The 23,265-nt window shown below is 50.3% G+C and carries 21 protein-coding genes; 2 read left to right on the forward strand and 19 right to left on the reverse strand.

Annotated elements, in window-relative coordinates:
• Nucleotides 1-59 precede the first annotated feature (59 nt).
• The 13 genes from AC1DLI_RS11070 to AC1DLI_RS11130 all read right to left on the reverse strand — a co-directional run bounded on the left by AC1DLI_RS11070 (nucleotide 60) and on the right by AC1DLI_RS11130 (nucleotide 14,237).
• A complete protein-coding gene (locus tag AC1DLI_RS11070) occupies nucleotides 60-923 on the reverse strand; it encodes an STM4011 family radical SAM protein (protein ID WP_477602456.1) in 864 nt (287 codons plus the stop codon).
• Nucleotides 920-2,278 carry an STM4012 family radical SAM protein gene (locus AC1DLI_RS11075; RefSeq protein WP_477602458.1) on the reverse strand — a complete coding sequence of 453 codons (1,359 nt, stop codon included), beginning with the start codon at nucleotides 2,276-2,278 and terminating at the stop codon, nucleotides 920-922. Before AC1DLI_RS11075 ends, AC1DLI_RS11070 begins: the two co-directional genes overlap by 4 nt.
• A gap of 14 nt (nucleotides 2,279-2,292) precedes the next feature.
• Nucleotides 2,293-3,078, reverse strand: coding sequence for an STM4013/SEN3800 family hydrolase (locus AC1DLI_RS11080; RefSeq protein WP_477602460.1), 786 nt, complete (start codon nucleotides 3,076-3,078; stop codon nucleotides 2,293-2,295).
• 6 nt (nucleotides 3,079-3,084) lie between these two features.
• Nucleotides 3,085-4,293, reverse strand: a complete 1,209-nt coding sequence (locus AC1DLI_RS11085) for an STM4014 family protein (RefSeq protein ID WP_477602462.1) — start codon at nucleotides 4,291-4,293, stop codon at nucleotides 3,085-3,087.
• Nucleotides 4,293-5,132: an STM4015 family protein gene (locus AC1DLI_RS11090; RefSeq protein ID WP_477602902.1), complete on the reverse strand. Its 840-nt coding sequence runs from the start codon at nucleotides 5,130-5,132 to the stop codon at nucleotides 4,293-4,295. The genes AC1DLI_RS11085 and AC1DLI_RS11090 overlap by 1 nt, the downstream gene beginning before the upstream one ends.
• Nucleotides 5,133-5,270: 138 nt before the next feature.
• A complete protein-coding gene (locus AC1DLI_RS11095) occupies nucleotides 5,271-7,301 on the reverse strand; it encodes an ABC transporter ATP-binding protein (RefSeq protein ID WP_477602464.1) in 2,031 nt (676 codons plus the stop codon).
• A 15-nt stretch (nucleotides 7,302-7,316) separates the two neighbouring features.
• Entirely contained in the window at nucleotides 7,317-8,210 is an 894-nt protein-coding gene (locus AC1DLI_RS11100) for an ABC transporter permease (RefSeq protein WP_477602466.1), read from the reverse strand.
• 17 nt (nucleotides 8,211-8,227) lie between these two features.
• Nucleotides 8,228-9,154, reverse strand: a complete 927-nt coding sequence (locus tag AC1DLI_RS11105; protein WP_477602468.1) for an ABC transporter permease — start codon at nucleotides 9,152-9,154, stop codon at nucleotides 8,228-8,230.
• Between the two features lie 59 nt (nucleotides 9,155-9,213).
• Nucleotides 9,214-10,884 carry an ABC transporter substrate-binding protein gene (locus AC1DLI_RS11110; protein WP_477602470.1) on the reverse strand — a complete coding sequence of 557 codons (1,671 nt, stop codon included), beginning with the start codon at nucleotides 10,882-10,884 and terminating at the stop codon, nucleotides 9,214-9,216.
• A gap of 30 nt (nucleotides 10,885-10,914) precedes the next feature.
• The gene (locus tag AC1DLI_RS11115) at nucleotides 10,915-12,312 is read right to left on the reverse strand and encodes an LLM class flavin-dependent oxidoreductase (RefSeq protein ID WP_477602472.1); all 1,398 of its coding nucleotides are present in this window, start codon (nucleotides 12,310-12,312) and stop codon (nucleotides 10,915-10,917) included.
• A 274-nt stretch (nucleotides 12,313-12,586) separates the two neighbouring features.
• Nucleotides 12,587-13,438 (reverse strand): SDR family oxidoreductase, encoded by an 852-nt coding sequence (locus tag AC1DLI_RS11120; protein ID WP_477602474.1) that lies wholly within the window; start codon nucleotides 13,436-13,438, stop codon nucleotides 12,587-12,589.
• 61 nt (nucleotides 13,439-13,499) lie between these two features.
• On the reverse strand, nucleotides 13,500-13,868 hold the full coding sequence (locus AC1DLI_RS11125) for an MmcQ/YjbR family DNA-binding protein (protein ID WP_477602476.1): 369 nt from the start codon (nucleotides 13,866-13,868) through the stop codon (nucleotides 13,500-13,502).
• Between the two features lie 57 nt (nucleotides 13,869-13,925).
• Nucleotides 13,926-14,237 (reverse strand): DUF3221 domain-containing protein, encoded by a 312-nt coding sequence (locus AC1DLI_RS11130; protein ID WP_477602904.1) that lies wholly within the window; start codon nucleotides 14,235-14,237, stop codon nucleotides 13,926-13,928.
• A 468-nt stretch (nucleotides 14,238-14,705) separates the two neighbouring features.
• On the opposite strand from AC1DLI_RS11130, the gene AC1DLI_RS11135 reads away from it, so the two are divergent.
• A complete protein-coding gene (locus AC1DLI_RS11135) occupies nucleotides 14,706-14,999 on the forward strand; it encodes a hypothetical protein (RefSeq protein WP_477602478.1) in 294 nt (97 codons plus the stop codon).
• A 449-nt stretch (nucleotides 15,000-15,448) separates the two neighbouring features.
• Here the strand turns inward: AC1DLI_RS11135 and AC1DLI_RS11140 are convergent, their stop codons facing one another.
• Both AC1DLI_RS11140 and AC1DLI_RS11145 read right to left on the reverse strand, forming a co-directional pair.
• Nucleotides 15,449-17,641, reverse strand: coding sequence for an alpha-galactosidase (locus tag AC1DLI_RS11140; RefSeq protein WP_477602480.1), 2,193 nt, complete (start codon nucleotides 17,639-17,641; stop codon nucleotides 15,449-15,451).
• A gap of 42 nt (nucleotides 17,642-17,683) precedes the next feature.
• Nucleotides 17,684-18,718 carry a LacI family DNA-binding transcriptional regulator gene (locus AC1DLI_RS11145; RefSeq protein ID WP_477602482.1) on the reverse strand — a complete coding sequence of 345 codons (1,035 nt, stop codon included), beginning with the start codon at nucleotides 18,716-18,718 and terminating at the stop codon, nucleotides 17,684-17,686.
• Between the two features lie 158 nt (nucleotides 18,719-18,876).
• On the opposite strand from AC1DLI_RS11145, the gene AC1DLI_RS11150 reads away from it, so the two are divergent.
• On the forward strand, nucleotides 18,877-19,578 hold the full coding sequence (locus AC1DLI_RS11150; RefSeq protein ID WP_477602484.1) for a YxeA family protein: 702 nt from the start codon (nucleotides 18,877-18,879) through the stop codon (nucleotides 19,576-19,578).
• Between the two features lie 42 nt (nucleotides 19,579-19,620).
• Here the strand turns inward: AC1DLI_RS11150 and AC1DLI_RS11155 are convergent, their stop codons facing one another.
• Genes AC1DLI_RS11155 through AC1DLI_RS11170 form a run of 4 tightly spaced genes read right to left on the reverse strand, consistent with a single transcriptional unit; the run spans nucleotide 19,621 to nucleotide 23,189 of the window.
• The gene (locus tag AC1DLI_RS11155) at nucleotides 19,621-20,490 is read right to left on the reverse strand and encodes an ABC transporter permease subunit (protein ID WP_477602486.1); all 870 of its coding nucleotides are present in this window, start codon (nucleotides 20,488-20,490) and stop codon (nucleotides 19,621-19,623) included.
• The gene (locus AC1DLI_RS11160) at nucleotides 20,487-21,440 is read right to left on the reverse strand and encodes an ABC transporter ATP-binding protein (protein ID WP_477602488.1); all 954 of its coding nucleotides are present in this window, start codon (nucleotides 21,438-21,440) and stop codon (nucleotides 20,487-20,489) included. The genes AC1DLI_RS11155 and AC1DLI_RS11160 overlap by 4 nt, the downstream gene beginning before the upstream one ends.
• A complete protein-coding gene (locus AC1DLI_RS11165) occupies nucleotides 21,437-22,624 on the reverse strand; it encodes a hypothetical protein (protein WP_477602490.1) in 1,188 nt (395 codons plus the stop codon). The genes AC1DLI_RS11160 and AC1DLI_RS11165 overlap by 4 nt, the downstream gene beginning before the upstream one ends.
• Before the next feature lie 37 nt (nucleotides 22,625-22,661).
• Nucleotides 22,662-23,189, reverse strand: a complete 528-nt coding sequence (locus AC1DLI_RS11170) for a sigma-70 family RNA polymerase sigma factor (protein WP_477602492.1) — start codon at nucleotides 23,187-23,189, stop codon at nucleotides 22,662-22,664.
• Nucleotides 23,190-23,265 lie beyond the last annotated feature (76 nt).

The raw sequence follows: 23,265 nt of genomic DNA on the forward strand, positions 1-23,265 counted from the left end.
ATCCCAGCAGCTTTTTTAACATTTGGCACATATTCCGTAACACGATAAGTATAACCATTCTATCGCACAAAACCTGCCGGTATCCGCTCAAGCAGGCGATCCCCGTAAACATGGTCCATTGCAAGCTCCGGCATATGAATATAACCGATGTAGCAGCCGCATTTTTTCATCCCGCATGGGCGCTCTTCGGAAAGCCCCTCCAGACCGTCTCGATAGAGATGTCCGATCACCTTGCGGTCGCTGTAGCACCGCTTGACGATGCCGGCCCCCTGCACGTAAAAAACATCGGAGCCTGCGCCGCAGCGCCTTCCGAGGCTGTCGTAATCGGGAATATTCAGTTGGAAATAAGGATCAATCCGGGTTAAATAGCTGATCTCATCTTCAGTGTAATAGCCTTTGCGATCTTTAAAGGCATTCACCCAAAGGTACACATCCTCCGGAAGCAGGCTCCTTAGCCGCGCAATCGCGTCAAAAGCGCTGCGGATACCAACCGAGCCTACGCTAAACGCGATCCCTTGCTCATAGAGCTTCATGCACTGGCTCAGAAACTGAGCCTCACTCGTTTGGCCTGGGTGGTAGGTCACCCAAAAAGCCGCCTTGTCCTTTGCCAGCTGCCGCGTCCAATCCAGCTTCACGGATAGATTCGTTTGCACAGCCACCTTCCGCACATGCGCAAGCCCGGACAGCTCAATCATGGCCTCGCGGTACCACTTGTGCACGAGCGCCTCTCCGTACGGATTAAAAAAAATAGACAGCCGGTGTCCGGCAGTTCCCTGCTCGCGAACCCAGCCCATGAAGGCAAGCAGCTGCCGCTTATCCTTCTCCAGCGTCTCCTTGCTGTCCTTCGTTTTGCTGAAGGGACAATAGGGACAGTCATAATTGCAGGATGACAGCGCTCCGCGGTAATAAAGCACCGCGTTCATCGAATGACATATCCATTCATCAGCGCCCTTACGTCACCCGAAATAAACTCGTCACCGATTGCATCGGAATAAGCCATGCCCCTCGTTGTAAGCCGAAGGACGCCGGATGAAAGCTCGGCTAATTCAATGCTCAGCAGCTCCTGCAATTCGGAATGCTCGCCCAGCGCATCGCTTCCGAATCTCTCTTCGTACGCCGAAAGCGCCAAGCCTTCGCGGTGCAGCAGCGCCTTTAGGATGAATCGGCGTTTTTGCTCGGCTGCGCTTAGTCTAAAGCCGTAGTCCGCCGCAGCATGGCTCTCGGCAGATACGTAGTCCTCGATAATGGTCCTTGTTGCCGCTGCGCTCACGCCGTATCTCGAAGCGTAATGAACATCCCGAGTATACGAACGCGCGCCGCAGCCAAGTCCGGCCATCCCTTCCTCCTGACAGCTGAAAGGAAGCACGTTTTTGTGAGCAAACGACGTATCCTTTGCAAAACGCCGCATCGAAAATTGCTTATAGCCAGCCGCCTCAAGCCGCTGGCGGGCGATGTGATACAATTCAAGCCGAATATCCGTCCCTGCGCTCCGTATTTGTTCCGGCTTTAAAATCGTATTCTCCCGCGTGTAGAGCGGATAAATGAAAATTTCGCCCGGCCCGTAGCTGATCGCTTTCTCCAGCGAAAATAGCCATGAGTCGGCGGTTTGCCCAGGCAAGCCGTAAATCAGATCAATATTAATAAGCGGAAAGTGATAGTCAAGCAGCTTCTCAAGCGCAGCCTCTGCTAGACGCGGCTTCTGCGGGCGGTATATGGCTGCCGCCTCCTCCTCGACGAAGCTTTGAATGCCCATGCTGACACGGTCGACCAGCCGATCCTTAAGCACCCGCATCCGATCCTCCGTTACGGTCTCCGGCGATGTTTCTACCGAGATCGAAGCCTGCAGCGGGTCAAGCCCCATCGTATGCTCGGCTATATCAAAAAGCCGGTTCAGTTGGGTTGCTTCCAGGAGCGTCGGCGTTCCGCCGCCAATCGCAAACCGCGAGAACGTCCGGCCTTGGAACCATGGCGCCCATTCCTCTGCCTGCCGCTGGAGCGCATCGACGTATTGCGCATGCACATCGGTACGGCGGTCCGGAAGCGTGAACAGATTGCAAAAGCCGCAGCGGGCTCCGCAAAACGGAATATGCATGTACAAAAAATAGTAGTCGGTTTGATCCTGCTCCCACAGCTCCTTTAAAGATTGCGCAGGCTTTAATTCCCGATAAGCCGTCTTATGCGGGTAGGAATACAAATACGAACGGTATGGAGCTTGTGTCCAGCGCTGCTCCAGCTCACGCAGCTCGGGAGAAGATCGTAACGATGATGATTGCAGCAAGCAGCTTCCCCTCCTTATTCCAAAATAAACTCGCGATACGGCACGTTCCATACCACCTCATGCGCAAGTCGGTGTCCTTCATAGCCATCCTCGCCATAAGCCGTCCCATGATCAGAGAACGCAAGGCATAACGTTTTGCCCCTGCACCTCATCGCTTCAAATAGAATGCCCAGCTGACTGTCTACATAGCGTAAAGCCGCCCGCTGCGTCTCCACGGAATCCTGCTTTGCACCGGCGACAAAATAATGATTGGGACCGTGCACGGCCGAAATATTCATAAACAAAAACAGCCTTTCGGCAGGGTCGGCCTTCTCCAGCAGCTTCAGCGCGTGATTCACCTGATGCTCGGCCGAACGGGGATTGGTTACGCCGAAGGTCATCCGCCAGTAGCTCTCTTGAAAATAACTCGGCAAAACCTTTGCCAGCTTATTCTTTTTCGTAAAAAAAATGACGCCTCCGATGCAGATCGTACGGTAACCCGCCTCCTGCAAGCCGGATACGAGATCCGGGGCATCAAATAACCATGTATGAGGGTGCGTTTTGAGCCCCGTATCTTTCGTATGAAAAAGCCTTACATGGGTAGCTTTGTCCGTATTAGCCGGAGTCGGCAGAAAACCGCCAAAAAAAGCATGATGGGCCGCATAGGTAAAGCTGCCCGGCGTATGCCGCTTCTCCCAGCCTCCGTCAGCACAGAGATTTGGACAATTGGCTTCTTCGAGCTTTGCTGCGTCATAACGCAGCGTGTCGAGCGTAATCATCAAAATATCGTGGGTACCCACGATTTGGTTCATATCCAGCATACCTGCTTATTCCTTTCTCAGAAGCTGCCGCATCTGCCACTCGTAGGTGTTCATTCCTTCATGCTCGGCGCCATACAGCAAATCACCGAAAGGATTGATGTCTATCGCGTAGGTCGTGCCGCTGCCCCTTTGCACGAGTACATCGACCCCTGCGGAAGAGCTTCCTGGAAATGCGCGGAGCGCGTCTTCCGCCGTCTGCTTAACCGCCCGCTTCACCTCATCTGAAAGAAGCCGGTCGACATCCATGCTCCGTTCGTTTCGGAGATGCAAATTGGTGATAGGCGTGCTGCTTATCCGCAGTACAGTGTGGCAGGCTTCCCCGTTGACAACGAGCTGCCGTACGTCAAATGACTTGCTCTCGAAGCTTTCCTTCTCGATCCAGCGCTCGATATGCGCGCCTTCACGGCAAACCCAATCGATGATTCGCCGGATATCTGAAGGCTCCCGGTAACGCCGCAGCAGCCCCGCGTTATAAAAGCTGGTTCCGCCAGCGCTTTCTTCCATGCCGATCGTTGTAATGGCAAGCTGTTCGCCGCTGCGCGGATTCATCTGATAAGCGATAACGCCTGCGGCTCCCGAGCCGCAGGCGAGTTTGATGAACAGCCGCCTCATGCCGCTCGCTTTAATGGCAGCTTGAAGCGCTTCGTAGCTTTTTATGGATCCGACTGGGGCTGGCAATGCCGGCAGCTTCAGGCCGCGGCGCTCAAGCAGCTGCCAGCAGGTTCTTTTGTCGAACATATTAGCGATGCTTCCCGGTGAATTCACCCAGGAAACGGAAATCCCGGACGCCTTCACCTCTCGCTGCATGGCAGCAAGGAAGCGGCAATAACCGCGATACCACTGTGCCGGATAAAATAACCGGCCATGCTCGGAAGGCAGAAGAAGCGCCTCCGCCGATGAAATCGAAATGCTGTGCGGCAAAGAGCCCGCAGACCAAAGCACATCGTCGCCGCTTCGGTCCGGAGCTCCCCATGCGATCAGCTCCCGCTCCACAGCCTTATTCTCGCCAGGCGCATCAAGCCGGAGGATCATTCCCCCCTGCCCGGCGTGCTTTCTTAGTGCATCTCCTATGTAAAGCGTGCGATTGAGCAGCTGCTCATAAGGAAGCACAACAGCTGGCGCAAGCCCCAGCTTGCTCCTTGCAGCCTGCAGCCCCAATGTCCGTTTATTGGATGGATTTCCGACGAGTAGAAACGTTTTCTCGAAATTGTCCATTATTCCGTGAGAAATGGATAACGCCAGTCATCTTCATCCGTTTCCTGCTGATCTGTCACATTTACGGACAAGCCCGATTGCTCCCAGCGAAGCAGCATCTCGTCGGACATATAGTGATAGCTCAGATCAAGATGCTTCAGCTTGCGGATCCGATTGCTTGCCAGCAGAGCTTCTCCGCCTTCATCGGTCAAAGTGCCGTAAGACAAATCAAGCGTATCCAGTTGATCCAGAACCGGTGCATCCGCAATCGCGGTCGCGATTTCATCCTGGATTTCACTGTCCTTCAAGCCCAAATATTTGAGCTTTGGAAATAGATCGCCTTGAAGCAGCGGAAGAACATCATCTATGCCGCCGTCAAAGCCGTAATCCTCAACGCCCAAATAAAGCTCCAGCTTTCTGAGCTCAGGAAGCCTCGCGCTCGTTATTTCCTCTAGCACGGATCTCGGCAGGCCGCCGCAAATGACGACCAGCTCCTCCAGCTTTTCGTGAACGAGAGGCTGCAGGCTCAGCTCCTGGCTGCCTTTAATGGAAAGGGATTTCAAGTTAGGAAATGCTTCAAGCAGCGGCGAGAGATTCGTCTGGTTAATCCAAGATACCTCACACTCTCCAAAGCCCATATCGCCAATAAATAATTTCGTTAAGTTAGGAAAAGAATCCTTATGGCTAATCAACGTTTCCAGAAAGCTATCCGGAGAATTTTCATACGCCTGACCCCAATCGCCAATCGTTAGTATAGACAGCTTCTCGCCATCTGGGCTCGATGCCAGCTTTTCGATCAAGCTGGACATCCTTACCCCTTCTTCATACTCGTCATAACCTACCGATAAGCGAATTTCAATCAAGTGTATCCCTCCAATTGTTTCCATATGACGGTAGCGTAACATGGCATTTTTCAGTGCGTCAATGGTCCCATAGTCACATCTGTTTATGCACATGCCAAAAAGGCCAAACGGCCCCGTTTGCGGAGCCGTCGGCCTTTAAGCCGGATAGTGACATGCTGCCCAGTGTTCATGATCGATTCGTTTCAGCTCTGGCTGTTCGCTCTTGCATCGTGCGGTCGCTGCCGGGCAGCGCGTATGAAAGCGGCAGCCTGAAGGAGGACGGGCGGGGGAAGGAATTTCACCGTTGATGGCTTGAAACTCCCGCTTACGGCTGGGATCGGGCCAAGGAATCGAGGCAATCAGCGCTTTCGTATAATGATGCGCCGGATGGGTAAACAATTCCTCGCTGTCCGCTATCTCGACAAGCTGGCCTAAATACATGACGCCGATACGATTCGAGATATGTCTTACGACATGAAGCCCGTGTGCGATAAATAAATAAGTCAGCCCGAGATCATGCTGAAGATCCTGCATCAGGTTTACGATTTGAGCCTGAACCGACACGTCAAGCGCAGACACGGCTTCATCGGCAAGCACAAAGGACGGCCGCAGAGCGATCGCTCTCGCAATGCCTATGCGCTGCCGCTGACCGCCGGAGAACTCATGCGGATAGCGCTCATGCAAGGACGGGTTAAGTCCAACCACGTGCAGCAGTTCTTCAATCCTTGATTTTTTTTCGGCTGCGCTCAGCGAGGTATGGATAGACAGCGGTTCCCCAATGATATCGCCTACTCGCCAGCGCGGGTTCATGGAGCCATAGGGATCCTGAAAGATCATCTGCATGTCCTTGCGTACGTCATGCAGCTGCGATGGTCTCATCTCGGTTAGGGTCTGCCCTGCGAACTTCACCTTCCCGGAAGTCGCTTTCTCCAGCTGCATAATGACGCGGCCTAGCGTAGACTTGCCGCTGCCGGATTCGCCGACGAGCCCGAAGGTCTCCCCCTTCCGGATCTGAAAGGAGACGTCATCCACGGCACGAATGACAGAGGAATGCCGGGAAAGCAAGCTTTTTCCAAGCGGGTAATATTTTCGCAGGCCTTCAATTTCAAATATATTTTCTGTGGAAGCTGATTCCTCCTCGCGGATGACCGGAGCGGCAGCTTGCCCAATCCATACCTCGCTGGTCTGTTTAGCGTTATTCAAATCCCACGCCTCCGCCAGTTCCTTCGCGTACCAGCAGGCCGCCTGCCGTTCATTCACGTCCAATAACGGAGGGCTTTCCTTCGCGCATTTCTCCGTGGCATGGGAACATCGAGGATGAAAACGACAGCCGGCAGGCAGCTCGAATAAATTCGGAATGCTCCCTTCGATCGAGAAAAGCCTGCTGCCTCTCTCGCTATCAAGCGTCGTCACGGAACGGAGAAGCCCCTGCGTGTAGGGATGATGCGGTAGCTCAAACAGCTGGGCCGCTGTCGCTTGCTCGACCACTTCGCCGGCATACATGACGATAATGCGGTCGGCCATCTCCGCGGCAATGCCCATATCATGCGTAATAAGCAGAATAGACATATTGAATTCAGCCTTCAGCTCCTGCAGCAGCTGCAGGATTTGTGCTTGAATCGTCATATCTAATGCAGTTGTCGGCTCATCTGCAATGAGCAGCTCCGGGCCGCAGGCCAGCGCCATCGCAATCATCGCCCGCTGCAGCATGCCGCCGGACAGCTCGCTTGGATATTGCTTCATTCGCAGCTCAGGCTCGGGAATGCCTACACGCTCGAGCAAATGCACTGCCCGCTCCCGAGCTTTCTCCCTGCTGCTCATTTTATGCCCGAGCATGACCTCGATCATTTGACTGCCGATCGTGAAAACCGGATCAAAAGCAGACATCGGCTCCTGAAAGATCATCGCCATTTTCTTGCCGCGCAGCGTACGCATATTTTTTTGAGGAGCACGCACAAGATCGATTCCGCCCAGCTTCATCTCGCCGCTTGCGATTATGCCATTCTCATAATCGATTAAACGCATGACGGATTTGGAGGTAATCGTCTTGCCGCTCCCGGATTCTCCGACGAGGCATACCGTCTCGCCCGGCTTCATGCTCAAAGACACATCCGAAATAGCAGTCAACCAGCCTTTTGGAGTGGCGAACTTGACGGTTAAATGCTCAATTTCAAGCAATGCTTTCAAATCAATGCCTCCTCCTTAAATCCTGTTTTTCTTCGGATCAATCCGGTCTCTCAGCTTATCGCCCATCAGATTGACCGATAACACGAGAAGCGTAATGGCAAGGCCCGGGAAAGTGGACATCCACCAGGCTACCGTCAGATATCCTCTTCCTTGCGACAGCAGCGTGCCCCAATCAGGAATTTCCTTTATTACGCCAAGTCCAAGGAAGCTGAGCCCGGAGCCTACGAGAATGGAGGTGCCTAATCCGATTGTTGCCATGACGAGCAGCGGCGACCACGCATTCGGAAGGACATGCTGGAAAAAGATGCGCAGGCTGCCAGCGCCGACCGATCTAGCCGCCGTAATGAACGGACGTCCTTTTACGCTCATGATTTGGCCCCGAAATACCCTTGCATATCCGGGAACCGCGGACAAGGCGACGGCCAGCACTACGTTGAACAGGCTCGGTCCCATTGCTGCCGCAATCGCCAATGCGAAAAGGATACCCGGAATCGTCATCAACACCTCAATAAAACCCATGATAACCGTATCGAAAATACCGCCGAGAAAGCCGGACAACGCGCCAAGTGAAGCTCCGAGCAGACCTCCGACAAGGACGGAGGCTAGACCGATTAGCAGCGAATCGCGGCTGCCGTAGACGACAACGCTGAATACATCACGGCCATAATAATCGGTACCAAACCAATGCGAGAAGCTCGGAGGCAGCATAATGTCAGTCATGATCATTTCAGTAGGTGAATAAGGCGCAATCCGACCTGGAAACAGGGCACATAAAACAATAAAAACAATGACAAAACCAGCCGTATAAACGAGCAAGTTAGATACATTGAGTTTTCCCGTTCTAGGTGCCGAACGCCATGCTGCCCTCATTCGGGGCCAAGCCGCTTTGACAAGCGCGGACTCCTTCATGCCACACTCCCCTTTGCTTAATACGAACGTCTTACTCTCGGATCAATCATCCGGTAAGAGAGGTCCACAATTAAATTAATGATTACGTACATAACCGCCGAGAAAAAGACAACCCCTTGCACGACTGGCAAATCCTTGGACATCAGCGCATCCGATATGACTCTGCCGATGCCTTGACGGGAGAATACCGTCTCGATAACAACCGTCCCCGCCAACAGCTCGCCGCTCAGCACGCCAATCATGGTTAAAGCCGGAATCAATGCATTGCGAAGCGCATGGCGGTACATCACAAGCTTCTCCGATACACCCTTTGCCCGCAGCGTCACAATGAAGGGCTCATTGATGACCTCCAGCATACTGTTGCGAACCAGCCTGACGACAAAGCCGGCCCCGACAATACCGAGACCAACCGCCGGGAGAACGAGCGTCTTCCAGCCCTCGGAGCCCATCGCAGGAAACCAGTCGAGCGTAATCGAGAAGATAAGAATGAGCAGAATACCGGACCAGAAGGTAGGCATCGAGATGCCGAATAGGCCGACCACTCTTGCCGTAATATCAATCCAGCGATCTCGGTGGATGGCCGACAATACGCCCAGCCAGATCCCGACTACCGCGGCAATGAAGCAGCTTGCAGCCGTCAAAGCCAGCGTCGCAGGCAAATGCTCGATGATTTTCGGCAGCACGGGCTCGTCATTCACAATCGATTTACCGAAATCACCTTGCAGCACCTTTCCAACATAAGAAAAAAACTGCTCATATAGCGGGCGATCCACGCCAAGCTGCGCACGCAAATTGGCCAGAACCTCGGGTGAAACCGTGCTTGGATCGACCATCGACATGACAGGATCTCCCGGAAGCAAATAAACAATGACAAAAACGAGCACGAGCGAGCCGAGTATGACCAATAAGGAGGTAAACAACCGTATACTAATCGTTTTAAGCATGACTTACCTCCTGAATGTAATGTACAGCAAAAACAATTGCCTTTTCTTCAAGTGCCGGCTTACTTTTGAATAAACGCATCATTAAACAACGGATAGGCGAGCGAGTCAAACTTGATGCCTTGCACCGATTTCGAAGCGGCGATTGTATACGGGAATACATAGATCGGAATAATGACCGCTTGCTCGATAATTGCTTTCTGAACGTTCGCGTACAGCTCCTGGCGTTTAGCGGTATCCTTCTCGATCAATCCTTGATCGATCCAGCCGTCTACCTCGGCGTTTTTGTAAGCAGCGAGGTTTTGGTTTCCGCCTACGCTGACTGCACCTGAATGATAGAAGGAACGGAGCGCCTCGGGATCCGAGTTTACTTGGCTGTTTCCGTATATGTCGTAGTTTGCATTCTCGAATACGACCGTGCGGACATCCTTTGTAATTTCGACTACCACCTCGACGCCGATTTGCTTTAGCTGCTGCTGAATGATTGCGGCAATGTCATTTCTTTTTTCTCGGTTTGGAGAACCATCAACATAATGGAGGGTTAGCTTTTTGCCGTCTTTGGTACGCAGGCCGTCCGCGCCCTTCACATAACCAAGCTCATCCAGCAATGCGTTTGCCTTATTTATGTCAGGTTTCACACCGCCTTCTAGAGACTTGTCATACCCAAACGTACCCGGCGTGAGCGGCGACCATGCACGATCGTACGTGCCCAAATATAACGTTTTGACGATCGCGTCAACATCGATGGCCGCTTGCAGCGCTTGCCTTGCTTTCAATTCATTCCACGGTGCTTTGTTTTGATTAATGAATAAGGTATAAGGCAGGCCCTGCGTATTTGACTTGAATAGTTGGAGCTTTTCATCCTTCTCCAGCGCAAGGATATTTTGCGGCGGGATCGTCTCCCCTGCGAGAACTTGACCGCTCTGTACGCTCCCGATCCGCGTGGCCTCCTCAGGCGCGATTTTAAAGACTAATTTATCGAGGTAGGGTGCTTCTTTATTTTCCACTAGGGGCGGCGCCCATTTATAATCCGGGTTGCGCTCCACGATGATTTGAGAATTTTCTTCCCAGCTCACGAATTTAAAAGGTCCTGTTCCTACGGGATTTTTGCCGAGCTGATCTCCGTATTTCTGCGCCGCCGTTGGCGAAACAATACTGACGAGCGCTTGGCTTAAATTGCCCAGAAACGCGTTGGAGGGAGTCTCCAAATTCAACTTAATGGTGTACTCGTCAATAATTTCGGACGATTTATAAGGCCTGATCAAAGCAGCTGAGTTGGCGGCCTTCGTCTCCGGATTTAGAATGCGATCGTAATTATACTTCACAGCCTCGGCGTTAAATGGTGTACCGTCATGGAATTTAACGTCCTGCCTAAGCTTGAAGGTATAGCTCTTTCCGTCCTCGGATACTTCCCATTCCGTAGCCAGCCAAGGCTGAATGGTGCCGTCAGGAAGCAGCGCTACAAGGCTGTCATGGATTGTTCGAATGGCGCGAACCGCCACTGCGAGTCCGCTGCGATGCGGATCAAGCGTATCCGGGGATGTGGCAAGCGCATAGGAGAGTTCACCGCCCTTGACTGGCGCAGCTGCTTCATTTGTGCCCGCATTAACGTTTGATGCCGTTCCCTCGCTTGTGCTGTTCGCTTTATTTGTGCCTGCGCACCCGCTCAGAAGCAATGCTAATGCTGCAGTGAGCGCAATAATTGTTTTCCAGCCCGTTCGTTTTTTCACCATATTCATTTCTCCCCATTCTATCTGATTAGATTAAACCGCTCCGTTCGCCTGTGCTGCCGCAGCTTCAGACGCCGCGTCCTGCTCAAGTGAATCCGGCTGCTTGCTTCGCTGCTCCGTGTAACGATTAATTGGAATAGGCAGGCCTAAATGTCCTCGCAGCGTATCCGACTCATAATCCGTACGGAACAAGCCGCGCTGCTGAAGAACAGGAATAACATGCTCCACAAATTCATCCAGCCCTGTCGGAACGCCTGCTCCGATAATAAAGCCGTCAATGGCTCCCTGCTCGAACCACTCTTGAATCAGATCAGCCACCTTCTCCGGCGTTCCGATAAACGGCGTCCTTGGTGTTGCAGAGCGTAAAGCGACTTGACGCAAAGTTAAGCTTTGCTCCTGCGCTTCGCGTTTAATTTTGTCCGTTGTGCTTTGAAAGCTGTTTTTACCGAGTTCGCCTAGCTCGGGGAACGGTCCATCCAGCGGATACTGCGTAAAATCATGATGCTCAAAAAACCGGCCTAAGTTATCGAGCGCATTTTCGATGCTGATTAAGTTAGCAACCTGCTCATATTTGCGCTCTGCTTCCTCATCCGTCTCTCCAACGATGACGCCGATTCCCGGGAAAATAAGAATTTCTTCAAGCGAACGGCCGAGCTCCACGGCTCTTCGTTTCACGTCCTGATAGAAGGCTTTTGCTTCCTCTAACGTTTCGTGATTCGTGAACACAGCATCCGCTGAAGCAGCCGCCAGATTCCTTCCGCTTTCCGAGGAGCCTGCTTGGAAAACGACCGGCTGCCCCTGCTTTGATCTTGCGATATTAAGCGGCCCTTTGACGGAGAAAAATTCTCCTTCGTGGTTTAACGTGTGCAGCTTGCTTGATTCAAAAAACTGGCCTGTTTCTTTATTCCGGACAAATGCGTCATCCTCCCATGAATCCCATAAACCTCGCGCTACCTTCAAATATTCCGCAGCAATGCGGTAGCGTTTGCTATGATCCGGATGCTCTTCAAGAGAGAGACTGTAGTTGAGCGCGGTCCCCTCCAAAGGGGATGTCACGACATTCCAGCCTGCTCGCCCACCGCTAATGTGATCAAGAGAAGAAAATTGCCGCGATACCGTAAACGGCTGGCTGTAGGAAGTTGACAATGTACCGACCAGCCCAATTTTAGAAGTGACCGCGCCGAGCGCGGATAGAATCGTAATCGGTTCAAAACGATTCAAGAAATGGGGATTCGATTTTTCAGTAATAAAAAGCCCGTCTGCGATAAATAGAAAATCAAATTTCCCCTCTTCTGCCTTTAAAGCCTGCTGCTTATAAAATGCGAAGTTAACACTCGCGTCCGCCACGGCATCAGGATGTCTCCAGCCCGCTAAATTCCCTCCGGCTCCGTGTAATACTGCACCTAATCTTAATTTCCTTTGCTCCGCCATACACTCTCCACCCCTCGTTTTATAAATGAATCGATATGCAAAAAAACTTTGCCGTCAATCCAATTTTAATTCTCAATAATTCAAATAGGTTTTGTTGGTATTATGTTGAGATGAGTCTATCACCTGCGTTCAAATACAGTCAATCGCATTCATAATAGATATATTCTATTGCTATATACAATAATTCAATGTGCTCGCTTACTTGGCAGTGAAGGGGTGAAGGAAGTAAGGGGGACCCGCTTGTCCCCTTCGATATTTTACCGATGATCGCGGATTAGTGCAGTGCCTTGCGGAGAACCCATTCGATTACTCGCCACGGGAGCAGCTTTTTCATGAGGAAGATCATTTTGGCATCATTGCCGCAGGTGTAACGAAGCTTGGGGTTTCGGGATTGGCATATTTTCACGATAGTATTCGCTACATGCATTGGATTCGGGGCATTTTGCTCCGACTTTTGGTTATATTGCTTGAAGCGCTCGATCATTTTGCTATAAGGGGAATTAGGTTGACTGCGATAGACATGTTTCGCTGAAATGCCGGTATCATAGGTTCCTGGCTGAACCAGTACGACGGGGATGGAAAATGGAAGCAGCTCTAAACGCAAAGCCTCGCTGAAGCCCTCCATTGCAAATTTCGAGGCCGAATAAGGCCCTGTATTGGAGAAGCCGATAATGCCGGCACCACTGCTAATATTAATGATTTTCCCTTGTCCCCGGGTGCGCATATGCGGCAGGACGGCTTTCGTTACCGCGACCATGCCAAAAAAATTAGTGTCCAGCTGCGCTCGCCAATCGGCCATCGGCACCTCCTCAATAACCCCCATGACCGCATAACCCGCATTATTCACCAGCACATCGATAGATCCCCATTGCTGAATGACCGTCTCCACAACATCAGCTATATTCTCGGAATCCGTAATATCAAGCTTCATGATTTCAATTTGCTCTTGTACGCCTTTTTCTGAAGCCTTGGCGAGCACGCTTTCTTTTTTTCCCATATCTCTCATAGTCGCAATTACGCGATAACCCTCCTGCGCCAAGCGAATCGAGGTTAGAAGCCCGAAACCGCTGGACGCTCCTGTAATGAGAGCGACGGGCCGATTGGATACTTGCTGCGCGTTTGCCATCTCACATCCACCTTTATTATGATTATGCAGGGAATGCAGGAGCCGAGAAATATTCCCTCGATTATTCGGTTGCCTGGAACTGCTTCAACAGACGTTTGGGCGCCGCATGCATGTAAGCTTCTTTGATCAAGACGCCCATCTCTTCCCAGTCCTTGGGGTCGCTGATAGACACCCAGCCGCGATGCCCTATGTATTTTGGCTTGAAGAATCGCTCCTGCTGCAGGATAATTTCCTGGTTCTCTAAATCCGACTTGAAAGTGATGCCGTAGTCGCTCATGATGATAAACGACTTGTCTTTTACTTTGAACGTTGTATGCCCATGCCCATCAATCAACTCTACAACCTCAGGTAACGCCTTAGTGATGATACGAACCTGCTCTAGCATTCTGATGCCTTCAGGCGTTTTCATTCCGCTCAAATCATGTCCCATACAAGCCCTCCTTAAATCGTTTTCGGTATTATTTCCTTCGAGATGACGCCATTACATTTAATCCTTTTGCCTCCTTATCTCCCCGGCTACAATTTGAGGGGGATAGGATTTCATTACGATATACTCGCCTTTTTCATTCGCTTTGGGAGTTACAATAACTTCTTCACCGATCTCAAGCTCATTGTAAAGCTGGGAGTCTTCGACTATATAATTAATCAATTCAACATCATTCTCTTTGAGGGCAGCAAAGGTGCTGCTTTCTGCCTCTTTCCGAGTAATACCATTTGCCACTAAGATTGATTGCTCTTCCTTTGAAATAATGTAATTTCCCTTTTCATCTTCGGAAGAAGCATTGCAAGCACTAATTATAGATACTGCAAGTGTTAAAGCTGCTCCTAGAACTTACCTGTTCAATATATCCACTCCTCCGCTTGATCAATATACCATATTGACCAGTATTCTCATGGTTTCATTAAATATTATAGGAAGCCTAAGGATAATTAAAAGATACTAAAAGAAATCACAACATGATGTCAATAATCCGCATTGGTACATGGAGTCGTCAAGAAGGGACACGGCAATCACAGGGATAGGAAGTTTATATTAAACAAAAAAATTCTTTAAATATATAATAATTGTTTAATAGATTGATAGACTATTTTCTAAATTCGACAATAACTTTTTGAATTTTCAAAAATAAAGCTAGACAAGCATGTATTTTTTTGAGAATATGATACTGAATTTTACAAAAATAGGTGTTGAAAACCTTGGGAATTTATATATAATAAATTTGTGTATGAATGGTTACAGCATATCGAAACAAAAGGGGTGAATGAAATGGATAATTATCAGCAGCCTCATGTAAATCCGGGCGTGCCGGGTTATGGACACGATCAGAATCAACAGGTTTCACCTGTTATTTCGGTTAAAGAGTGGATGCTCACTACGCTCATCCTTATCATACCGATCGTAAACATTATTATGATGTTTGTTTGGGCATTCGGCGAAGGCAACCCGACAAAGAAAAATTACTTTAAAGCTTCTTTGCTATGGGCAGCCATTGTTCTCGTTATCTACGCTATTATTGCCGTTATTATCATTGCAGCTGCGGCCTCTTCATCGATGTCTTAGACTACGAAATAAACACATACAACACAAGGGGCGTCCTTCAAGCGTACAAATTCGCCTGGGGGACACCCCTTTTCTAAAAAGGTGTCGATATTTAGAACGTTTTTAAATTAACGGGAATTTTTCATGTTAAAGCATCCAAAAGCTGCCGAACTTACTAGTTTACCGGGAAATTCTCCCTTTAAATAACGAAAAACAGTCATTTTGGGGGATAATCAATTGAATTAGCGGGAGAAATTCCTGTTATCCCAACCCCCACAGCCAACCAGTCCAATTTAGCTGGAGCTTTTCCCGTTAATTTAATCGAAACTGGCTGCATCACGTAACTCATGTGTTTCAAGTAATTCAGCTTAAGGAATGCCGTTTGCGGACACAAAAAAAGGGCTATACCTGAGCGCAGCTAAGCTAGCACCCTAGGGATAACCCTTTCTTCTATTCTAAACCAGATACGTCTATTCTACCGCGTTGAAACGGTATACCTTGCTTGCGTAGTCTCCAAAAAATTGCGGTGTTGCAAGGCCAGCATACAACAGCTGATCGCCGCCGTATACTGTCTCTTCTCCGTGCAGCTTGTAGTCACGGTTCGGGTCAAGTCCTTTAAGACAGAAACGGTTCAGCTTCGGATTCGGCTCCTGCAGAACCGATACAAAAACAACGAATGCTTCACTTTTATCCTTCGAAACGAACATCCAAGCAGTTTCATTGCCCTCGAACGGACTCAGCAGGCGGTAAAAATCGCCAAATTGCACGAGGTGACGCACATCTTTGTAAAGTGCAACCTGCTCTTTGACCTTCTCCTTCTCCTCTTCGGTAAACTGCGTCAGATCCAGTTCATAACCAAAGTTGCCGGAGAGCGCCACATTGCCTCTCGTCTCCAATGAAGTAATGCGGCCAACCTGATGGTTAGGCACGGCAGATACGTGTGCGCCCATCGAGCTTACTGGATAAACAATGCTTGTTCCGTATTGAATTTTCAAACGGGATACCGCATCTGAGTTATCGCTTGTCCAGGTTTGCGGCATGTAGTAGAGCATACCTGCATCGAAGCGTCCGCCGCCGCCGGAGCAGCTCTCGAACAAAATTTGCGGGAATGCGGATGTAATTTGCTCAAGCACTGAATAGAGGCCAAGCATATAGCGATGAGCCGTTTCACGTTGACGCTCTGCTGGCAGCAGCGCCGAGCCGATTTCTGTCATATTGCGGTTCATGTCCCATTTTACATACGTAATCGGTGCGCTTGCGAGAATATCCGAGATCGACTTCACGATATATTCTTGAACATCCTTGCGGGACAAGTCGAGAATAAGCTGTTGTCTCGCTTGCGTCCGTCTGCGTCCCTCAATGTGCAGGCACCAATCCGGATGCGCCTTATAGAGCTCGCTCTCCGGCGAGATCATCTCCGGCTCAAACCACAAGCCGAACTGCATATCCAGCCTTTTCACGCGGCTAACCAAATCCTCAAGACCGTTTGGCAGCTTGCTGCGGTCTACGAACCAATCCCCAAGCGAAGTAGTATCGTTATCACGCTTGCCGAACCAGCCGTCATCCAGCACGAACAGCTCGATCCCAAGCTCTTTGCCTGCGCGCGCGATATCTTCAATTTTATCCGCGTTAAAGTTGAAATACGTCGCTTCCCAGTTATTAACAAGAATAGGACGGGTTTGATCACGGAATGCTCCGCGTATTAAGCGAGCACGGTAAATATCATGGAAGCTGCGCGACATGCCGCCAAGCCCATGCTCGGAATGGACCATAACCGCTTCCGGCGTTTGGAACTGCTCGCCCGGCTCTAATCTCCAATTAAAGTCAAAAGGATTGATTCCAATAAACAAACGCGCCGCATGGAATTGATCCACTTCTACGCCGGCTGTGAAATTACCGCTGTATACAAGGTTAACCCCATAAACATCGCCATGATCCTCCGTTGCGCCTTCTGAGAGCAAGGCAACGAACGGGTTTTGCATATGACTGCTTGAGCCTCTGCGGCTCTCAACCGATTGCAAGCCCGGCACTAGCTTGCGCTTATGAACATGACGTTCACGAATCCATGCGCCGGAAAGCTGAAGCATTTCAAAACGATCATGGGTAAAATCAAGACTCATGCTGAATGCGCGCTGCAGCTGCAGCGTGCCGGCACCGTTGTTGACGATTCTAGCCGAACGGGCAATAGCGTCGAATTGTTCGAATACCGTGTAGGACAAAATAACGGACAAGCCGATTAACTCATCCTTTAATGTAATTTCAAGGGTTTGGGCTTCTTCGTCGTTTTCCGTATACGTAGCCGGCAGCCCGTCTAGCGCCGGCTTCCCGTTAACGATCTTGTAGGAATCATAACGCAGATCCGAGACAGTCGACCCGTTAGGGAGCTGTACTTGAAATGCGGGCATCCTGAAATCGGAATTTCCATAAGCCGGGTATTCATGCGGAAGCGTGTCGAGAGACAATTCCAGCTGATCGAGCTCAGTGCTTGGTGTAAAGGAAGCTCTTTCCTTAAGCTCAAAGAGACGCTCCAGCTGTACGCCGCGCAGCTTTTTGCCCCAATAAATATGTGCAGGATAGCCGGTTTTCGTAACATGAATCACATAGCTTGTATCCTTCGCTTGCAAATGGAATAACGAACGCTGCTGATCATATTGAATAGCCAAAATAAATAACCTCCCGAATGTTTTGAATAAATGAATACCGCGTTAATTCGTTGTGCTGCCGCAGCTTTCCCTAACGATAAGCGTCGTGTTGATGGTCATATGAACGGCCGCCTCCCGCCCTTCGATTCGCTCAAGCAGCAGCTGCACCGCTGATCTGCCCATATGCTCCGTATGCGCGCGAACGGTAGTAAGCGGCGGATTCAGGTAAGCAGAAATTTCGATGTCGTCGAAGCCGACTACAGCCATATCCTCCGGAACGCGAAGACCGTGCTCGTGCAGCGCCCGCAAGGCGCCTACTGCCATTGGATCGCTGCCAATAAAACAAGCTGTCGGCCGCGAGCTTTGCTGGAGCAGCTGATTCATTGCTTCATACCCGCTGTTCGAAGACCAATAGGACATCATCACGAAGCTTTCATCATAAAGCCCCAGCTCGCGCATAATTTTCTCAAAAAAAATGCGGCGGGGCTCGGCATTCTCCGTCGCTTCATATTGACGACTGAGTCGATGCACATAATCATTGCCGCCGATGTAGCCTATTTTGTCATGCCCCAGCTTTCTTAGATGCGTGATGACTGCCCTTGTTGCCTGCTCGAAATGCAGCTTTACGGTGTCATACTCATCCAAATCCCCGGAATGGTTCACGAAGACCACACGATTCCCGTTGTTATACAGCTGGCTGACATCTTGATCATCAATCGATCCGACGACAATGACACCATCCAGCTCGTTCACCGGCTGCATCTCCGCTTTGCTGTTGCCGCGAAGCACCTTAACAATGTTGATGCCAAGCTCCTCGCAGCGGGTTTCGATTCCGTTCCGAATGGAGGAGAAATAGGGATCCGCATGCTCATCCTCGAGCGTTGACCACATCAGCAAACCGATTTGCTGACGAGATAGCTGCTCATCTTTTTTCATTCTTCGCAGCCTGGACGGCTTATATTGCAGCTGCTCGGCAATGCTAAATATACGAAAACGTGTTTCCTCGCTGACTGCCAGGGTGACATCATTGTTCAAAACCCTAGATACCGTAGCGGCCGAAACACCTGCCTCCTGCGCAATATCTTTTATCGTCGCCATGCCACTCTCCATGTTTAGTTAATAAATTTACTAAATAACATCTTCAGTTTAACAGACGTGATTAAAGTCCACAAGCACCTATGCAACTTTTGACAAAAATTCACGTCTGACTTGTTAACAAGGCTACAACTATAATCCAATAACAGGGGGATTGAATAATGAAAAAGATAATAGCTGTCGTCGCGCTTATGCTTTTATTAACGGCGTGCAATACGAATGCGAATCAGACGGACAAAAATAACGGAAATGTTCCAACAAATACGAACACGAATCAAAATCAACAAACAGATGCCCCTGCGTCTCCATCACCTGATAATGCAGCAGGCTCAAATGACAACACGAACGATAATGGACCAGATGAAGCCGCCACGCCGGACGATGCTGCCGCTGCGGTTATTTTAGCACTGAAGGAATCAGATATAACTACCCTGAAAGCCTATATCCATCCCGATAAAGGCTTATTATTCTCACCCTATGCTCATATTGATACGGCTACAGCCAAAGTTTTTCCAGCTGCGAGTTTTCCAGACTTAACGGATACGACCGTCTACCACTTCGGCTCCTATGACGGCTCCGGCGAACCGATTGATCTCACCTTCCAGCAGTATTATGACAAGTTTGTATATGACAAAGACTTTCTAAATGCAGAAACCGTCGGCAACGATGAAATTAAAGGAACAGGGAATATGAAGGTCAATATCAAGGATATATTTCCGAACAGCTATGTTGTGGATTATCATTTCAGCGGATTTGATGCCCAGTACGAGGGAATGGATTGGGAAAGCTTGATCCTAGTGTTGGAGGAATTGAACGGAGCCTGGTACGTAAGCGCAATTGTCCACTCGCAATGGACGACATAGATAATAAAAAAAGACTGCCTCCTGCATAGGGGGCAGTCTTTTTTAGAAATCCTTCCGTCTCATCATGAGCAAACCAACCATCAGCATGACAACCGTATAAATGAGGCAGTAAATTAATAAGGAGTTGGTGGCAGCGCCGCTAATCGAGAAAATGCTTAGTTCGTTATTGAGATTATACAAACCGCTGAGCTCCGAGATGGAAAATAACTCGCTCAGCATGCGCTGCTGCAAAGCATCTGCTGGCATAGCCAGCTTAATTAGTCCCGTAATTGTCTCAAGCGTCTGAAGTTCTTTCATACGACTCACACCTGATTCCATAAACCGTCCGATCGTGCTGCCAAGCCACCCCATCCCAAACAGCATCGTCATCCAAATCCCATTTCCCAGCGGACTAATGTAGCAAGAGCCAACCATGGTTAAGGTAACAAGCAGCGGAATAGAAGCAAGGAATAAGGCCAACGATTTTAACAATACGGTGGGACTAAATAGGACACCCGTTTCGATCCAGCTGATAGCTATAATCGAAACGAACAACAAGATTGCATAAAGCGCAACATAGCTGACAAAGCCAAGCCATCTGCCCATAAACCATCTCCAGCGCTGAATCGGCCGAGCTAAGACGGATTGCAGCACACCCGATTCCGCTTCACCGGTTACAGCGGCAACCGAGCTGAAAATCGCCAAGAATGCGACTGCGAATGCCCCGAAAAAAAAGCCAAGCGTCAAAATCATCGAGCTGCGGGCGAAATTTTCGAGCAGGTCCATAGAAGCAGCAACATGCACTTCCCCGCTCGCTATCGCATCCGCAACGAACCAATAAGCAATCCAAAAAAGTATTGTCATTATGATCGTCATCAGCGTCACGCGCTTGCGAATAAGCTCCTTCCAGGTTAAACCCCATACCGCGATCATCTTCGTTCCCCCCTATGTTCCAGACCCGTTACAGCTTGCCTGAACCACTCATCCAGCCTTGATTGTACTTTTCCTACCTCATACAGGGTTAGCCCCAGTTCAATTAGCAAATAATTCACCAAACCGATTTGCTCGTCATTCTCGAGCTCGAGCTCGAGCCATGCCGTGCCTTCTCCAGTCTCCGATAAGGTGACCGCAGCGCTTATGCCAAGCATTTGACGGATGCGTTCAGCTGCGAGCGGCGTATATCCGCTGACGCGCAGGCGCCAAATAGATTGCGAGCGAATCACCTCCGAGAGCTTGCCCTCCGCAAGCACCCTTCCGTTATTAAGCAGAGCCACTTTATCGCATAGCTGCTCTACATCCTCCAGCAAATGCGAATTAAGAAAAATCGTTTTACCCTGTCCTCTTAGCCTAGCGAGCAGCTCCCGCACCTCATGCCGGCCTACCGGATCGAGCGCGGAGGCCGGTTCATCCAGAAACAGGATCGCCGGGTCGCCGAGCAGCGCGCATGCGAGGCCAAGCCGCTGCTGCATTCCCTTTGAATAGCCTTTAAGCCGGTCACGTCCGCGGCTGCCGATCCCTACCTCGTCTAGAAGCTGGCGGATACGCCGTTTTGCCGTTATGCGGTCCAGCTCGCACAGCTTCGCATGGAAAGCAAGCACCTCTTCGCCTGTCAGCCAATCCGGATACCGAAAAAGCTCAGGCAAATAGCCAAATCTGCGCCTTGCTTCAATCGTTCGCGAAGCATGACCGTAAATTTGAGCTTTGCCTGAGTTGGGCTTAATTAATCCGGTGAGCATTTTCACAATGGTGCTTTTTCCAGCTCCGTTAGGGCCGAGGAAGCCAAAGGCTTCCCCTTCTCTAACGGTTAACGTAACGCCGTGGCAGCCGCGTCCGTCACCATAATCCTTGGTTAACTGGCTGGTTTCAATCGCATAGGAACTCATGAACGAATCAGCTCCGCCAGGATGGCTTGTATTTTCTGCTTATCCTCATAGCCGAAGAAATTCGCATTGGTAACAAGTCCGTCCTGCAGCCAAATGGCATGGAGGTTGGTTTGACCGACTATCTGTTCCATATAAACCTCTACCCCTTTAATAACAACCTTCTCCGTTTTATTATTTGTAATAATCGGTATCGGCATTTCGCCTTTATCCAGACTGATAGCCTGCTGCAGCGAATTACGCAAATGCTCGGGCAGAGCCGGGAAACGGATAACCGCCTCATAGGCATCTTTTACATCTACCGAAGAATCTACGTTTATGCTTGGCTCTTTGATATAAGAAACATTCACACTTTGCTCAGAGGCGCTTCCTTCATTCGGTCGATATGCCACATTTACCCCTTGGTCTGAATGAAAGGTTATCGCTTTGCCGTCAACGGATTCAGGCAGCAGCTTATCCGCACCGAGACTGCGCATTGCGCTGTTTATTTCGTCCACGTTTAAGCGAAACGTAAGCGCCTCCGCCGTCCTCGAAGAAATTTCCGTCGTCTGGTCCTCCGCAACGGTTATGGCCGGTATCGAAAAGCCCAGCCTTTCTTCTGCTTGCCCTGCTGTCAGCGGCTCCCAGCTTCCTTCCGACGACCGCTCGAAGCTGCCAAACCGATTATTCGTCTCGAGCGACTCGCCTTCGTTCATAAAGCCGTTCAAAAGCGATTCCAAATCATTCTCGTTTACCACCATCACATGCTCCATGCGGAACGTATTCAGCCAGGCTGCCAAAGCCTCATTCGTTGACGGAGTAGCGATCACCACCGTGATCAGGGCAGCAGCGCATGCGGCTGCCGTTTTGCCTAGATTTCTTCGAAGCCAGCGACGGGCCGTACCGCCCTTACGCGGATTGCTTTCAGCCTCATTTAAAGCTGCGCGCGGTCTTCCCAGCGGAACAGCATTAGCCTGCTGCGCCTCGGAAAGAACCGGACTGATTGCAGATTTCGGCGCTTGCACTCCTCCCGTTGGAGTGAAACCTTCTTTCTCCTTCCCTTTTGCAGACTCGTTTATCAGAGCTTGCGTCTCCCATTGCTGCCAGAGCGGCGATTGCTCCGTCTGCTGCAGCTGCTTCTCGAGACGGGCCCATGCAGCCGACATTTGTTCTTGTTCCCGCTTATTCAAATCACCATTGGCTGTCATCCTGATCTCCTCCTAAAAGGTTTTGACTTCTAATTTACTATTCATGCGAAAACGCGCCCTCTGCCTTCTGCGCATGCCGCTTTAACCGATCCCCAGCTCTTCGCAGCATCATTCCGACCTGGGGCTGCCGGACCTTAAGCTGCTCCGCTATCTCTGCATAGCTGTATCCTTCATACCTTAGCAGCAGCATTTGCTTGTCCCGTTCAGGCAGGGCATCAAGCCAGCCTTGAACCCGTTCCTGCTCGTCTTTATCGAGCAGCTGCTGTTCGCCTGACTGCTCGGCCTGCGGCTGTGACAGCATGCTCTGCTCCTGCTTCTCCGTTAATGCGCGCTCCCGCGCCTTCTTTTCCATATAATCATAGGCCAGCCTCGTTAATACGCGGTGAAGCCAGCCCCCGATTGCTTCAGGCTGATCCGGCGGATTCCGGTATAACCTTAGAAATGTTTCCTGGGCGAGATCCTCAGCAGCTGCTTCATCGCGAATAAGCGCAATGAGCTTTCGTCTTACCAAAGGATAATGCTGATTAAATTGCTGACGAAACAAATCCGGCGCCGAATGTTCCATTCCGATTACCTCCTTGCTTTTTTTTGCTCAAGCTATAAGGAAGACGATTCCTTCCTCCTTTTTGTAACACATCAAC

Source organism: Paenibacillus sp. 01T443 (genome assembly GCF_056398325.1).

Excerpts from the sequence above, each read along its gene's own strand:
- AC1DLI_RS11100 (WP_477602466.1), bottom strand. The coding sequence starts at position 8,210 with ATGAAGGAGTCCGCGCTTGTCAAAGCGGCTTGGCCCCGAATGAGGGCA.
- AC1DLI_RS11120 (WP_477602474.1), bottom strand. The coding sequence starts at position 13,438 with ATGGCAAACGCGCAGCAAGTATCCAATCGGCCCGTCGCTCTCATTACA.
- AC1DLI_RS11160 (WP_477602488.1), bottom strand. The coding sequence starts at position 21,440 with ATGAGTTCCTATGCGATTGAAACCAGCCAGTTAACCAAGGATTATGGT.
- AC1DLI_RS11145 (WP_477602482.1), bottom strand. The coding sequence starts at position 18,718 with ATGGCGACGATAAAAGATATTGCGCAGGAGGCAGGTGTTTCGGCCGCT.
- AC1DLI_RS11170 (WP_477602492.1), bottom strand. The coding sequence starts at position 23,189 with ATGGAACATTCGGCGCCGGATTTGTTTCGTCAGCAATTTAATCAGCAT.
- AC1DLI_RS11115 (WP_477602472.1), bottom strand. The coding sequence starts at position 12,312 with ATGGCGGAGCAAAGGAAATTAAGATTAGGTGCAGTATTACACGGAGCC.
- AC1DLI_RS11135 (WP_477602478.1), top strand. The coding sequence starts at position 14,706 with ATGGATAATTATCAGCAGCCTCATGTAAATCCGGGCGTGCCGGGTTAT.
- AC1DLI_RS11070 (WP_477602456.1), bottom strand. The coding sequence starts at position 923 with ATGAACGCGGTGCTTTATTACCGCGGAGCGCTGTCATCCTGCAATTAT.
- AC1DLI_RS11125 (WP_477602476.1), bottom strand. The coding sequence starts at position 13,868 with ATGGGACATGATTTGAGCGGAATGAAAACGCCTGAAGGCATCAGAATG.
- AC1DLI_RS11080 (WP_477602460.1), bottom strand. The coding sequence starts at position 3,078 with ATGCTGGATATGAACCAAATCGTGGGTACCCACGATATTTTGATGATT.
- AC1DLI_RS11165 (WP_477602490.1), bottom strand. The coding sequence starts at position 22,624 with ATGACAGCCAATGGTGATTTGAATAAGCGGGAACAAGAACAAATGTCG.
- AC1DLI_RS11105 (WP_477602468.1), bottom strand. The coding sequence starts at position 9,154 with ATGCTTAAAACGATTAGTATACGGTTGTTTACCTCCTTATTGGTCATA.
- AC1DLI_RS11110 (WP_477602470.1), bottom strand. The coding sequence starts at position 10,884 with ATGGTGAAAAAACGAACGGGCTGGAAAACAATTATTGCGCTCACTGCA.
- AC1DLI_RS11085 (WP_477602462.1), bottom strand. The coding sequence starts at position 4,293 with ATGGACAATTTCGAGAAAACGTTTCTACTCGTCGGAAATCCATCCAAT.
- AC1DLI_RS11155 (WP_477602486.1), bottom strand. The coding sequence starts at position 20,490 with ATGATCGCGGTATGGGGTTTAACCTGGAAGGAGCTTATTCGCAAGCGC.
- AC1DLI_RS11150 (WP_477602484.1), top strand. The coding sequence starts at position 18,877 with ATGAAAAAGATAATAGCTGTCGTCGCGCTTATGCTTTTATTAACGGCG.